Annotated in this window: 11 protein-coding genes and 2 pseudogenes; 11 read left to right on the top strand and 2 right to left on the bottom strand. The window is 70.7% G+C overall.

Features of this window, described 5'->3' with window-relative positions:
* Positions 1-252 precede the first annotated feature (252 nt).
* The 10 genes from ACGFNI_RS23260 (at position 253) to ACGFNI_RS23215 (ending at position 8,963) form a co-directional block, all read left to right on the top strand.
* Positions 253-1,341, top strand: coding sequence for a DUF2520 domain-containing protein (locus tag ACGFNI_RS23260; RefSeq protein ID WP_393686542.1), 1,089 nt, complete (start codon positions 253-255; stop codon positions 1,339-1,341).
* Positions 1,338-2,453, top strand: coding sequence for a pantoate--beta-alanine ligase (gene panC / locus ACGFNI_RS23255; protein WP_393686541.1), 1,116 nt, complete (start codon positions 1,338-1,340; stop codon positions 2,451-2,453). Before ACGFNI_RS23260 ends, panC begins: the two co-directional genes overlap by 4 nt.
* Complete coding sequence (locus ACGFNI_RS23250) at positions 2,450-4,288, top strand: L-aspartate oxidase (RefSeq protein ID WP_393686540.1); 1,839 nt, start codon at positions 2,450-2,452, stop codon at positions 4,286-4,288. Before panC ends, ACGFNI_RS23250 begins: the two co-directional genes overlap by 4 nt.
* Entirely contained in the window at positions 4,285-5,382 is a 1,098-nt protein-coding gene (gene nadC, locus ACGFNI_RS23245; RefSeq protein ID WP_393686539.1) for a carboxylating nicotinate-nucleotide diphosphorylase, read from the top strand. Before ACGFNI_RS23250 ends, nadC begins: the two co-directional genes overlap by 4 nt.
* A 5-nt stretch (positions 5,383-5,387) precedes the next feature.
* Entirely contained in the window at positions 5,388-6,185 is a 798-nt protein-coding gene (locus ACGFNI_RS23240) for a type III pantothenate kinase (RefSeq protein ID WP_393686538.1), read from the top strand.
* A gap of 204 nt (positions 6,186-6,389) precedes the next feature.
* Positions 6,390-7,007 carry a hypothetical protein gene (locus ACGFNI_RS23235; protein WP_393686537.1) on the top strand — a complete coding sequence of 206 codons (618 nt, stop codon included), beginning with the start codon at positions 6,390-6,392 and terminating at the stop codon, positions 7,005-7,007.
* A gap of 45 nt (positions 7,008-7,052) precedes the next feature.
* Positions 7,053-7,229: a hypothetical protein gene (locus ACGFNI_RS23230; RefSeq protein ID WP_393686536.1), complete on the top strand. Its 177-nt coding sequence runs from the start codon at positions 7,053-7,055 to the stop codon at positions 7,227-7,229.
* A 177-nt stretch (positions 7,230-7,406) separates the two neighbouring features.
* A complete protein-coding gene (locus ACGFNI_RS23225) occupies positions 7,407-7,943 on the top strand; it encodes a BlaI/MecI/CopY family transcriptional regulator (protein WP_393686710.1) in 537 nt (178 codons plus the stop codon).
* Between the two features lie 9 nt (positions 7,944-7,952).
* Positions 7,953-8,471, top strand: coding sequence for an amino-acid N-acetyltransferase (locus ACGFNI_RS23220; protein ID WP_393686535.1), 519 nt, complete (start codon positions 7,953-7,955; stop codon positions 8,469-8,471).
* Positions 8,472-8,627: 156 nt separating this feature from the next.
* Positions 8,628-8,963 carry an Lsr2 family protein gene (locus ACGFNI_RS23215; RefSeq protein ID WP_393686534.1) on the top strand — a complete coding sequence of 112 codons (336 nt, stop codon included), beginning with the start codon at positions 8,628-8,630 and terminating at the stop codon, positions 8,961-8,963.
* Here the strand turns inward: ACGFNI_RS23215 and ACGFNI_RS23210 are convergent.
* Positions 8,894-9,337, bottom strand: a pseudogene (locus ACGFNI_RS23210) (SCO3374 family protein); the annotation flags it as partial. The gene ACGFNI_RS23215 and the pseudogene ACGFNI_RS23210 sit on opposite strands and share 70 nt — an antisense overlap.
* 102 nt (positions 9,338-9,439) lie before the next feature.
* A pseudogene (locus ACGFNI_RS23205) lies at positions 9,440-9,643 on the bottom strand (hypothetical protein); the annotation flags it as partial.
* 514 nt (positions 9,644-10,157) lie between these two features.
* On the opposite strand from ACGFNI_RS23205, the gene ACGFNI_RS23200 reads away from it, so the two are divergent.
* Complete coding sequence (locus ACGFNI_RS23200; RefSeq protein WP_393686533.1) at positions 10,158-12,686, top strand: ATP-dependent Clp protease ATP-binding subunit; 2,529 nt, start codon at positions 10,158-10,160, stop codon at positions 12,684-12,686.
* The last annotated feature ends 725 nt before the right edge of the window (positions 12,687-13,411 follow it).

Genomic DNA, 13,411 nt, shown 5'->3' with positions numbered 1-13,411 from the left:
CCCACCTGACCTTCCGCTCCGCGTCGTTGCCCAGATCATGACGCAGTCGCGCACGACGCCGCGAGCCCTGTGGATAACTCTCGGAAAAGCTCGGAAGCGGCTGCGCCGAGCCCGCCGCGGCCCCGGCCCGAGCGGTCGACGAGACGCGCGTCTCACCCTTCGTAAGACCCTCAAGTGCGCAGGAAGCACTCGCGTAGCATGGCGATGAATCGTCCGGTACCCCCCGCGGACTGGAACGGAAGGCACCGCCGCGTGAATGCAATCCCGCCCATCGAGGCCCACGACCGCCCGGCCCGACTGACCGTCGGAGTTGTCGGCGCGGGGCGCGTCGGCCCGGCCCTCGCCGCTTCGCTACAGCTCGCAGGGCACCGTCCGGTCGCCGTCTCCGGAGTCTCCGACGCCTCCGTGCGGCGTGCGGCTGCGCTGCTGCCCGACGTGCCGTTGGTGCCGCCCGCCGAGGTCCTGGCCCGCGCCGACCTCGTACTTCTGACGGTTCCCGACGACGCCCTGGCCGATCTGGTGACGGGCTTCGCGTCGACCGGCGCGGTGCGGCCTGGGCAGCTGCTGGTGCACACGTCCGGCCGCTATGGAACCGCCGTGCTGGATCCGGCCACCCGGGCCGGTGCCCTGCCGCTGGCCCTGCACCCGGTGATGACGTTCACGGGTACGCCGGTGGACGTCCAGCGGCTGGCCGGCTGTTCCTTCGGCGTCACCTCGCCCGATGAGTTGCGGATGGCCGCCGAGGCGCTGGTCATCGAGATGGGCGGGGAGCCCGAGTGGATCGCGGAATCGGCTCGTCCGCTCTACCACGCGGCGCTCGCCATCGGCGCGAATTACCTGGTCACGCTCGTCGCCCAGTCGTTGGAGCTGCTGCGCGCCGCCGGGGTCGATGCCCCGGACCGGATGCTCGGCCCGCTGCTCGGCGCGGCCCTCGACAATGCGCTGCGCTCCGGTGACGCCGCCCTGACAGGGCCGGTCGCGCGCGGCGACGCGGGCACCGTCGCCGCCCACGTCACCGAACTGCGCCGGCACGCCCCGCAGAGCGTCGCCGGCTACCTGGCGATGGCCCGTACGACGGCGGACCGGGCGCTGGCCCACGGCCTTCTCAAGCCGGAGCTGGCCGAGGACCTCCTCGGCGTGCTCGCCGACGTCGCCACAGGGGAGGCGTCCGGGAGCCCGGCTTCCCAGGGGCGGCCGTCCGCGGACGAGGACCCCGGGGACGGGCCGTCCCCCGAAGGCGGGCCGTCCGACGACGGTCCCGACCGCCCCGACGAAGGCCCCGGCTCCGGCCACCCCGACGAAGGCCCCGGCCAGGGCCCCCACGGAGGCGACACCCGATGACCGCCCCGAGCCGGCAGCCGTGCCCCCAACTGGTGCACACCGCCGCCGAGTTGCGCGGTCTGGCGCGCTCCGGTGGCGGGCGTGCCGTCGTGATGACCATGGGGGCGCTGCACGAGGGCCACGCCACCCTGATGCGGGCCGCCCGGGAGCGGGTCGGCCCCCAGGGGCAGGTCGTCGTCACCGTCTTCGTCAACCCGCTCCAGTTCGGCGCGGGCGAGGATCTGGACCGCTATCCGCGCACCCTCGACGCCGATGTGGTGCTGGCCGGTGCGGCCGGTGCCGACGCCGTCTTCGCCCCCTCCGCCGACGAGGTCTATCCGGGCGGCGAGCCCCAGGTGCGGATCATCGCGGGGCCCATGGGCGCGGTCCTGGAGGGCGCCAGCCGCCCGGGGCACTTCGACGGAGTGCTGACGGTGGTCGCCAAGTTGCTGCACCTCACCGGCCCTGACGTCGCGCTCTTCGGCGAGAAGGACGCCCAGCAGCTCGCGGTCATCACGAGGATGGCCGACGATCTCAACTTCCCCGTGGAGATCGTCGGCGTTCCGACGGTCCGGGAGGCGGACGGTCTCGCCCTCTCCAGCCGTAACCGCTACCTCTCCACGCCGGAGCGCAGGACCGCGCTCGCGCTGTCCGCCGCGCTCTTCGCGGCCCGTGACCGTACCGCCGCCCAGGAGGCGCTGCGGGAACGCGCCGGCTCCGCCGGGCAGCGTGCGCAACGCCGTTCCGAAGCGCTGGCGGCTCTGGGCGAGGACCGGGCCGCCGCGGACGCGCACGCCGTCGCGCAGGCGGCGGCCGAGGCGGCGCGCGGCCCGTCCGTGGCGTGCGCCGCCGCCCGCGCGGTCCTGGCGGACGCCGCCGTCCTCGACCCGCCGCTCGCGGTCGACTATGTGGCGCTGGTCGACCCGTCCGACTTCACCGAGGTCGCCGACGGCTACGAGGGCGAGGCGGTGCTCGCCCTCGCCGCCACCGTGGGCACCACACGCCTCATCGACAACATCCGTCTCACCTTCGGTGGCCAACAGCCCTGTCCTGCCGCCCCGGAGGGCACTCCCCGCCCCACAGCTCCTCCTTCTCCCCCCATTCCTCAAGGCCCCCTCGGAGCGCCCCGATGACCGCCACCGGAACAGGAAACGAGCCCGGCCCGACCGGCATACGCCTCCAGGCCCCCGCCCCGGGATGGGCCATCGAGGCGGACGTGGTGGTCGTGGGGTCCGGTGTCGCCGGGCTGACCGCCGCGCTCCGGTGCGCCGCGGCCGGACACCGGACGGTGGTCGTCACCAAGGCACGCCTGGACGACGGTTCCACCCGCTGGGCCCAGGGCGGGATCGCCGCGGCGCTCGGCGAGGGTGACACCCCGGAGCAGCATCTGGCCGACACCCTGGTGGCGGGCGCCGGCCTCTGCGACGAAGCGGCCGTCCGCACCCTGGTGACCGAGGGCCCCGCCGCGGTGCACCGGCTGATCGCCGCGGGCGCACGCTTCGACACCGCCCCGGACAGCGACGACATCGCGCTCACCCGGGAGGGCGGCCACCACCGCCGCCGCATCGCGCACGCGGGCGGCGACGCCACCGGAGCGGAGATCTCCCGCGCGCTCGTCGCGGCGGTGCGCGCCGCCGGACTGCGCACCGTCGAGAACGCCCTCGTCCTCGACCTGCTCACCGACGCCAGGGGCCGTGCGTCCGGCGTCACCCTGCACGTGATGGGGGAGGGGCAGCACGACGGCGTCGGCGCCGTGCACGCCCCGGCCGTCGTCCTCGCCACCGGCGGCATGGGCCAGGTCTTCTCCGCGACCACGAACCCGGCGGTCTCCACCGGCGACGGCGTCGCGCTCGCGCTGCGCGCCGGAGCCGAGGTGTCCGACCTGGAGTTCGTCCAGTTCCACCCGACGGTCCTCTACCTGGGCGCCGACGCCGAGGGCCAGCAGCCGCTGATCTCCGAGGCGGTACGGGGCGAGGGCGCCCACCTTGTCGACGCCGACGGCACCCGCTTCATGGTCGGCAGGCACGAACTCGCCGAACTGGCGCCGCGCGACATCGTCGCCAAGGAGATCATGCGCAGGGCGGCCGAACAGGGCGCCGAGCACATGTACTTGGACGCCAGGCACTTCGGCGCGGACATGTGGGAGAGCCGCTTCCCGACCATCCTCGCGGCCTGCCGCAGCCATGACATCGACCCCGTCACGGAGCCCATCCCGGTCGCCCCGGCCGCCCACTACGCCTCCGGCGGCGTCCGCACCGACCTCCACGGCCGGACGACGGTGCCGGGCCTCTACGCCTGCGGTGAGGTCGCCTGCACCGGCGTCCACGGGGCCAACCGGCTCGCCTCCAACTCCCTTCTGGAGGGCCTGGTCTTCGCCGAACGCATCGCGGCCGACATCACCGGGAGTGGCGACGCCATCGGGAGCGCCGACGCCACCGGGAGCGACGGGACGGGACGCGCGGACGCGCCGCCCGCCCCGGGTGCCCCGCTACCGCTGCTCGCCCCCGATGCGCGTATCGAGGTGCAGCGGATCATGACCGCGGGCGCCGGAGTGCTGCGCAGCGCCGACAGCCTCGCGCGGGCCGCCGCGCAGCTCGACCGCCTCCACCGCGAGGCCACGGCCCGCACGGCCGCGCCGGAAGCCGCCACTGTGCCGGCCTCGGCGCCCAAGGCACCCGAGCCCGGTGTCGAGGCGTGGGAGACGACCAACCTCCTTTGTGTCGCCCGGGTGTTGGTCGCCGCCGCGCAGCGCCGTGAGGAGACGCGCGGATGCCACTGGCGTGAGGACCACCCGGACCGGGACGACACCTCCTGGAGCCGCCACTTCCGCATCACCCTGGATGCGGACCGTGCCCTGTCCGTCCGTACCACCGGGTCGGCAGGTTTCCCGCCCACGGTCCCCGAGAAGGACACCAACCGTCCCGCATCACCCGTTACTTCCCTCCCCGATTCGGAGCGCACCCCGTGAGCAGCACCCCCGACGACCTCCCCCTCCTCCAGATCGGCGGGCGCGACGCCGCAGCCGCGGACGCCGCCGGCGGTGGCTGCGGCGATGCCTGCGGCTGCGGCGGGCCCGACGACGGCGGGTACGAACTCGACCCGCTCAGCTGCGGACTCGACCCGGATCTGGCCGCCCTCCTGGTGACGGCGGGCCTCGACCCCGTCCAGGTGGAGGACATCGCGCACCTCGCCATCGAGGAGGACCTCGACCAGGGTGTGGACATCACCAGCGTCGCGACGGTCCCCGAAGACGCGGTGGCCACCGGCGACTTCACCGCCCGCCAGGCCGGAACGGTCGCCGGGCTGCGGGTCGCCGAGGCGGTGCTCTCCATCGTCTGCACCGAGGAGTTCGCCGTCGAACGGCACGTCGAGGACGGCGACCGCGTCGAGGCGGGCACCAAGCTGCTCAGCGTCACCACCCGCACCCGCGACCTGCTCACCGCCGAGCGCAGCGCGCTCAACATCCTGGGCAGGCTGTCCGGCATCGCCACCGCGACCCGCGCCTGGGCGGACGCACTGGAAGGCACCAAGGCCAAGGTCAGGGACACCCGCAAGACCACGCCCGGACTGCGCGCCCTGGAGAAGTTCGCGGTGCGCTGCGGCGGCGGCGTCAACCACCGGATGTCGCTGTCGGACGCCGCGCTGATCAAGGACAACCACGTCGTCGCGGCCGGCGGCGTGGCCGAGGCGTTCACCGCCGTACGGTCCGAGTTCCCCGGGGTGGCGATCGAGGTCGAGGTCGACCGGATCGACCAGATCCCGCCGATCCTCGCCGAGGGCGCCGACCTCATCCTGCTGGACAACTTCACCCCGGAGCAGACCGCGGAAGCCGTCGCCCTGGTGGCGGGCCGCGCGATCCTGGAGTCCTCCGGCCGCCTCACCCTGGACAACGCCCGGGTGTACGGGGAGACCGGCGTCAACTACCTGGCGGTGGGCGCGCTCACGCACTCGTCCCCGGTGCTCGACATCGGCCTCGACCTGCGCGAGGGCGACGCCGATGACGCGGACGGCGGGCCGGGCGCCGGCCACGACGTGACCGGCGACCAGCGCGAGGACCACTGACCGCCATGCTGCTGACCATTGATGTGGGCAACACCCACACCGTCCTCGGGCTCTTCGACGGAGAGGAGATCGTCGAGCACTGGCGGATCTCCACCGACGCCCGCCGCACCGCCGACGAACTCGCCGTCCTGCTGCACGGCCTGATGGGCATGCACCCGCTGCTCGGCGACGAACTGGGCGACGGCATCGAGGGCATCGCCATCTGCTCCACCGTCCCCTCCGTCCTGCACGAGCTGCGCGAGGTCACCCGCCGCTACTACGGGGACGTCCCTGCCGTCCTGGTGGAGCCCGGCGTCAAGACGGGCGTGCCGATCCTCATGGACAACCCGAAGGAGGTCGGCGCGGACCGGATCATCAACGCGCTGGCGGCCGTCGAACTGTTCGGCGGACCCGCCGTCGTCGTCGACTTCGGCACCGCCACCACCTTCGACGCGGTGAGCGCCCGCGGCGAGTACGTCGGCGGCGTCATCGCACCCGGCATCGAGATCTCCGTGGAGGCACTCGGCGTCAAGGGCGCCCAGCTCCGCAAGATCGAACTGGCCAGGCCGCGCAGCGTCATCGGCAAGAACACCGTCGAGGCGATGCAGTCCGGCATCCTCTACGGCTTCGCAGGCCAGGTCGACGGCGTCGTCCAGCGCATGGCGCGGGAACTGTCCGACGACCCCGACGAGGTGACCGTGATCGCCACCGGCGGGCTGGCGCCGATGGTGCTGGGCGAGTCGTCGGTGATCGACGAGCACGAGCCCTGGCTCACCCTGATCGGCCTGCGCCTGGTCTACGAGCGCAACGTCGCCCGGCCCTGAGCGCCCGGCACGCGGACGGATGGCCCCGACGGCCGCCGAGAGGGCCCGCAAAGGGCCCACGGAGCCCCCGCGGGCGCGCGGCCCCGGGAATCCGGCCCCGGCCGCCCGCCGGGGCCGCGTGGCGCCCGCCACGGCCTCGCCCGTGGCCGCGCCGCCGCTCGCAATTGAATGGCTTTTGTCTTAATTGGTCGTAAAGTCCGCCGCATGCCTATGCCATACGGATCCCGCGGCGGCATGGCGTTCAGCGCCGACGAGTTGCGTGTGCTCCGTCGCGCCCTCGCCCATGCCATCCGGTCGACGTCCCCCACCGCCCCGCTCGGCGCCTTCGGCCCCGACGGGGAGACGGACCTCCAGGAGTACCTCCGGCTGGACGAAGCGGTGGACGAAGCGGTCCGCGAAGGCGGCCGGCTGCGCGCCTTCCTGCTCGCCGACCTCGCCCGCTACCGCGAAACCCTGCCCGGCTCCGCCGCCGGCTACCTCGCACGGCTCCAGGAGGTGCTGTCCGCCGACTGCGTACCGGGCCCCGACGACCTCGCGGCCCTGCGCGCACTGGCCGGGCAGCCCGCGGGGCCGGCCGAGCGCGACCGCAGGGCCGCCCTGCTGCGCCGCTGCGAGCAGCTCGCCGAACTGTCCGTACGGGCCCGGCTGCGGGTCCTGCCGGCCGCCCGCAGCGCCGACGAGCCGCCCCGGCCGGCCCCGCGCCCCACACCGCGGCCGGGCGAACGCAAGGCGCCGCGGCCCGACCGCCCGATCCCCACACCCGGCGAGGTCTTCCCGCCGCGGCGCAAGCCCGCACCGCCCCCCGCGGCCCGCACCGCCTGAGCGCTGCGTACTCTGGAATCCTCTCGCCCCAAGGAGGCCAACGCCATGGATTACGTCGCAGCGCTGTTCCCGCCGGTAGTGATGGCCGTGGCGTTCACCGCTTTGATCGTCGTCATCATCAAGAGCCAGGGCGGCGAGAACAAGGCGAAGGAAGACGCCGCGGCCGAGGTGCTCAGCCGCGCCGAGTCGGCCCGTCAGGAACCCACCGTGCACGGCGCCTGAATCCAGCGAATTTCCGCGGGCGGCCACCGTCCGCACACCACGTACGGCCCGGGACGGGTATCCCGGGCCGTACGTCGTTTTCCTGCGTAAACGCACCCGAGATGAACCGGCATTCGAGACATCTCCCACTATTCTTCAGGTGTGCCGAGACCATTGGGTGATCTGGAAGACGCGGTCATGACGCGGGTCTGGGAGTGGAACCGCCCGGTCACCGTTCGAGAAGTCCTGGAAGATCTGCAGAAGGAACGGTCGATCGCCTACACGACGGTCATGACCGTATTGGACAACCTTCATCAGAAGGGCTGGGTGCGCCGCGAAGCAGAAGGCCGCGCCTATCGATATGAAGCGGTCTCCACTCGCGCCGCTTACTCGGCCGCACTGATGAACGAAGCATGGTCGACCAGTGACAACCAGGCGGCTGCTCTCGTCGCCTTCTTCGGCATGATGTCGCCGGAACAGCGCCACGCACTCCGGGACGCCGTACGAATGGTGCAGGCCGATGAACCGGACGAACCCGGTGACCCGGAAGACCCGGCCGAACTCACGGAAGCCGTGGAACGCGCCGCCGCACCGGGTGACACTCCCCGGCAGGACGCGGAACCCGCCCCGGACACCGGACGCACCACCGGTGCCCAGGAGGCGCACGGTGCGGACGCAGCGGCTTCAGGGGAAGGCGATGAACCCGGAGCGGCCCCCGGTGGCAAGGGGCGATAGCGTCCCGGCATGCCTCCGCATTCAATAGGGCTCACCGTACGCCGCGCCAGGACCAGCGATGTACCGGCCGTCCGCCACCTCATCGACTCCTACTCCCGCGACGGGATCCTGCTCGACAAAGCCACCGTCACCCTTTACGAAGACATCCAGGAGTTCTGGGTCGCCGAGCGCGACGAAGACGCCGAGGTGGTGGGCTGCGGTGCGCTCCACGTCATGTGGGAAGACCTCGCCGAGGTGCGCACACTGGCGGTGGATCCCCAGCTCAAGGGCGCCGGCGTCGGCCATCAAGTCCTCGCCAAGCTGCTGAGCACCGCGCGCTGGCTCGGAGTGCGCCGCATTTTCTGTCTCACCTTCGAAGTCGACTTCTTCGTCAAGCACGGGTTCGTGGAGATCGGTGAGACTCCCGTGGACGGTGATGTCTACAGCGAGCTGCTGCGTTCCTATGACGAGGGCGTTGCCGAGTTCCTGGGACTCGAACGAGTGAAGCCCAACACCCTGGGTAACAGTCGCATGCTTCTGCACCTCTGACAGCGTTCTATGTCCGAATCGCGCCCCTATCTCATGCCTACCGGGCGATGCGTTCCCCTGTCGGCGGGCAAGTGAACCCTACCCAGGGGTTTGTGTTTTTCCGGGAAAAGCGGTTTGCTTTCCGTCGTAATCCACATTCGATGAAAGGGAAACCCGGTGGCACAGAAGGTTCAGGTTCTTCTTGTCGACGACCTCGACGGCGGCGAGGCCGACGAGACCGTGACGTTCTCTCTCGATGGCAAGTCCTACGAGATCGACCTCACCACCGCCAACGCCGACAAGCTGCGCACCGCGCTTGGCGACTTCGTGAAGGCCGGCCGCCGTACCGGTGGTCGTTCTTCTTCCGGCCGCGGCAAGGCCCGTGCGGCTTCCGGTGGCAGCCAGGACACCGCGAAGGTGCGCGCGTGGGCCAAGGACAACGGCTACAACGTCAATGACCGCGGCCGTGTGCCCGCCGACATTCGCGAGGCATACGAGAAGGCCAACGGCTGATCGCCACCGGCGCGATCGGTTTGGTCATTACGAGCACGCAGCAACCGGGCCCGGTGGCATTCCGTCGCCGCCGCGCTCACGAGCCGTACGAGATCGGGAGCGTCACCACCGTCCCCGAAACCTGCCCCGAACCCCGTGGTGGGCAGGGAATTCTCGGCCTCGTATCCCGGTTCGGGAGGCCGCACCCATCCCGCGGCCTCCCGCGAGCCGAATCCGTACGACGACGGTCCGGAACTCGGGAATGACGGAGCGGGCATCCGCCCTCCGGCGCCTCGCGCCGTGAGATCGGGCGCGAGCGCCCCCCACTCCAGCCATTCCAGGATTCCGGGCAGTTCCTCGGCGCCACCGGCCGCCACGAGCATGAGGATTTTCGGCCGATCGGCAGGGAGAATCCCGTCGCTCGCGGCAGGGGCGCAGCCGCGGTGACCGCCCTCCACAAGAGCCGCTCCGTGCGGCGCGCAGGGAGGCGGGGCGCCGCCGACGAGCGCCACAGGGCCGGTGCGCGGCAGCCGTCGCAGAACGGCGTGACCCGCCTCCGCCGGCATCTCCAGGACGTCGAAACGCAGCCCCGTGAGCAGCTCCACCGGCTCCGTACCGGTGGTCGGCCAGCCCATCTCCTCCTCGTACCACCGGCGTACGGCGGCGCGGGGCGGACGGGGACGCGGGAGCGCGTGGGCCATGCCCGGTGCAACTCCCGAAAACCCGGGAAGTTACGCTGGGTTGACGCCTCGATACGCGACGTGCCTGGTGAGCCGGGTGTGCGGGGGTATTCGGCGGGAGGGATCCGGTCAGAGTTGTTCGCCCGTAGCGGATGGACCGGGCCGTTGTCGCATGGAGTGTCAGTGGCAGCGGGTAAGACATTCACCATGGGAAAAGACGGTGTGACGGCGCAGAATGCGCTCCGCCCGGCTTCACGGCGGGCGGCGGGGCAGGCGCGTCGGAACGGGCAGCGTTCGCCACGGGCGTAGTGGTGGTGGGCGTATATGCCTGGCCTGCGGGAACATCGTCTCGCACCATCGGGTTGGAGCAGTTGTCGGCTGTTCGGGGCAGGTGACTTCCCTACGAGAGTGGGGTGAGCCGCGTACGGGTGTCGGCAGTTGGAATGAGCTGTCCCGCCCTGCGGGACTAGCATGCGGAAGGACAGGGAGGGGACCGCCCCCTCATCTGCCCGACCGCTCTGAGGAGCGATTTACGATGTTCGAGAGGTTCACCGACCGCGCGCGGCGGGTTGTCGTCCTGGCTCAGGAAGAAGCCCGGATGCTCAACCACAACTACATCGGCACCGAGCACATTCTCCTGGGCCTGATCCATGAGGGTGAGGGTGTCGCCGCTAAGGCCCTGGAGAGCCTCGGGATTTCGCTCGAGGCGGTCCGCCAGCAGGTGGAGGAGATCATCGGGCAGGGCCAGCAGGCTCCGTCCGGCCACATTCCCTTCACCCCCCGTGCCAAGAAGGTGCTGGAGCTTTCGCTCCGCGAGGCCCTTCAGCTCGGCCACAATTACATCGGTACGGAGCACATCCTGCTCGGCCTGATCCGCGAGGGCGAGGGCGTCGCAGCCCAGGTCCTCGTGAAGCTGGGCGCCGATCTGAACCGGGTGCGGCAGCAGGTCATCCAGCTGCTCTCCGGATACCAGGGCAAGGAAGCCGCCACCGCAGGCGGCCCGGCCGAGGGCACCCCCTCGACCTCGCTCGTCCTGGACCAGTTCGGCCGCAACCTCACGCAGGCCGCTCGCGAGACCAAGCTCGACCCGGTCATCGGGCGCGAGAAGGAAATCGAGCGGGTCATGCAGGTGCTGTCCCGCCGTACCAAGAACAACCCGGTCCTCATCGGCGAGCCCGGCGTCGGCAAGACGGCGGTCGTCGAGGGCCTGGCGCAGGCCATCGTCAAGGGCGAGGTGCCCGAGACCCTCAAGGACAAGCACCTCTACACCCTCGACCTCGGTGCCCTGGTCGCCGGCTCCCGCTACCGCGGTGACTTCGAGGAGCGCCTGAAGAAGGTCCTCAAGGAGATCCGCACCCGCGGCGACATCATCCTGTTCATCGACGAGCTCCACACCCTGGTGGGTGCGGGCGCCGCCGAGGGCGCGATCGACGCCGCGAGCATCCTCAAGCCCATGCTGGCCCGAGGCGAGCTGCAGACCATCGGCGCCACCACGCTCGACGAGTACCGCAAGCACCTGGAGAAGGACGCGGCCCTTGAGCGCCGCTTCCAGCCGATCCAGGTCGCGGAGCCGTCGCTGCCGCACACCATCGAGATCCTCAAGGGCCTGCGGGACCGCTACGAGGCGCACCACCGGGTGTCCATCACGGACTCCGCGCTGGTCGCCGCGGCCACCCTCGCCGACCGTTACATCTCGGACCGGTTCCTGCCGGACAAGGCGATCGACCTCATCGACGAGGCCGGCTCGCGGATGCGCATCCGCCGGATGACCGCACCGCCGGACCTGCGCGAGTTCGACGAGAAGATCGCCGATGTGCGCCGGGAGAAGGAGTCCGCGATCGACTCGCAGGACTTCGAGATGGCCGCGGGCCTGCGCGACAAGGAGAAGCAGCTCCTGGCCGCGAAGGCGAAGCGGGAGAAGGAGTGGAAGGCCGGCGACATGGATGTCGTCGCCGAGGTGGACGAGGAGCTGATCGCCGAGGTTCTGGCGACGGCCACCGGCATCCCGGTCTTCAAGCTCACCGAGGAGGAGTCCTCGCGGCTGCTGCGGATGGAAGACGAGCTGCACAAGCGCGTCATCGGCCAGAAGGACGCCATCAAGGCGCTCTCGCAGGCCATCCGCCGTACGCGGGCCGGCCTCAAGGACCCCAAGCGTCCCGGTGGTTCGTTCATCTTCGCCGGTCCTTCCGGTGTCGGTAAGACCGAGCTGTCCAAGACGCTGGCGGAGTTCCTGTTCGGCGACGAGGACGCGCTGATCTCCCTCGACATGTCGGAGTTCAGCGAGAAGCACACGGTCTCGCGGCTGTTCGGTTCGCCTCCCGGCTACGTCGGCTACGAAGAGGGCGGCCAGCTCACCGAGAAGGTGCGCCGCAAGCCGTTCTCCGTCGTGCTCTTCGACGAGGTCGAGAAGGCCCACCCGGACATCTTCAACTCGCTGCTGCAGATCCTGGAGGACGGTCGCCTGACCGACTCCCAGGGCCGGGTCGTGGACTTCAAGAACACGGTCATCATCATGACGACCAACCTCGGCACCCGGGACATCTCCAAGGGCTTCAACCTCGGCTTCGCGGCCCAGGGCGACAGCAAGTCCAGCTACGAGCGGATGAAGAACAAGGTCAACGAAGAGCTCAAGCAGCACTTCCGCCCCGAGTTCCTCAACCGTGTCGACGACACCGTCGTCTTCCACCAGCTGACCGAGGAAGACATCATCCAGATCGTCGACCTCATGCTGGCCAAGGTGGACGAGCGGCTCAAGGACCGCGACATGGGCATCGAGCTGAGCGGTGAGGCCAAGTCGCTGCTCGCCAAGCGCGGGTACGACCCGGTGCTCGGCGCCCGTCCGCTGCGTCGCACGATCCAGCGCGAGATCGAGGACGCCCTCTCGGAGAAGATCCTCTTCAGCGAGCTGCGTCCGGGCCACATCGTGGTTGTCGACATCGAGGGCGAGGGGGAGAACGCCAAGTTCACCTTCCGCGGCGAGGAGAAGTCGGCACTGCCCGACGCCCCGCCGATCGAGTCCACGGCCGGCGGTTCGGGTTCGACGAACCTCAGCAAGGACGCGTAACCGCGAGGGCGCCCACCGGCGCCCGCGCACCGCGCACAGATACGGCACTGCCCCGGAACCGTTCTTCGGTCCGGGGCGGTGCCGTATCTGCGTGAGAGGGGCGTCCCTGTCGGTCACGTCCCACTCTCCAAGGAGCCTCCTGGGCCGTAGGCGGGCCACGGGGCTGCCCAGTGCCGTGGGCGCGCCCTCAGGGCGTCCATCCGGGCGTGGGGCCGGTCAGGTGGCCCGATGGCCCCGTGGCGGATCCGGGGCTTCTCCGGGGCGTGAGACGGAAACGCCAGGAGCGATTTCCCGGCAATTCGGGCATTTCTTGGGTCGTGAGTAACCCAGACCACAAAGCCCGAGTAACCCCGGTCACAATGCCGGAGTAACCCCCGTCACAAAGGCCCTTGGTCCCGAAACGGACACCCCAAAGGCCCGCGAAAAGGCTTTGGATCTTATGTGTCGGTGACTTGTCGCACAGGTCGATAAGGGCCTACTAGATGCATTAGGGGAATTGCCGGAGGGAGGTGCGGGACCTTTTGCTCTGGGGGGTGGAGGGCGTGTGGCAGGTGGGGGGTGGGGTGTCGGGTCGGCGTGGCGTGTATGGGGATATTGCCTGTTGAGTGGTGGTATGGGGGGTATCTGTCCGGGTTCGGGATGGGAGGTTTCGGTGGGTTGGTCGGGGGCGGGTGAGGGGAGTGTGTGGGGTCAATTCCCCGGCTTCTGATACGGCTCGGGGTAGT

The organism is Streptomyces sp. NPDC048644 (assembly GCF_043199105.1).
Classification (GTDB): Bacteria; Actinomycetota; Actinomycetes; order Streptomycetales; family Streptomycetaceae; genus Streptomyces.
This window is presented reverse-complemented; position numbering and strand designations above follow the sequence as displayed.

Bases quoted from the DNA above. Each gene is read 5' to 3' on its own strand.
- ACGFNI_RS23230 (WP_393686536.1), top strand. From the start codon at position 7,053: ATGGATTACGTCGCAGCGCTGTTCCCGCCGGTAGTGATGGCCGTGGCG.
- ACGFNI_RS23220 (WP_393686535.1), top strand. From the start codon at position 7,953: ATGCCTCCGCATTCAATAGGGCTCACCGTACGCCGCGCCAGGACCAGC.
- ACGFNI_RS23225 (WP_393686710.1), top strand. From the start codon at position 7,407: ATGACGCGGGTCTGGGAGTGGAACCGCCCGGTCACCGTTCGAGAAGTC.
- ACGFNI_RS23200 (WP_393686533.1), top strand. From the start codon at position 10,158: ATGTTCGAGAGGTTCACCGACCGCGCGCGGCGGGTTGTCGTCCTGGCT.
- ACGFNI_RS23250 (WP_393686540.1), top strand. From the start codon at position 2,450: ATGACCGCCACCGGAACAGGAAACGAGCCCGGCCCGACCGGCATACGC.
- ACGFNI_RS23240 (WP_393686538.1), top strand. From the start codon at position 5,388: ATGCTGCTGACCATTGATGTGGGCAACACCCACACCGTCCTCGGGCTC.
- panC (WP_393686541.1), top strand. From the start codon at position 1,338: ATGACCGCCCCGAGCCGGCAGCCGTGCCCCCAACTGGTGCACACCGCC.
- ACGFNI_RS23235 (WP_393686537.1), top strand. From the start codon at position 6,390: ATGCCTATGCCATACGGATCCCGCGGCGGCATGGCGTTCAGCGCCGAC.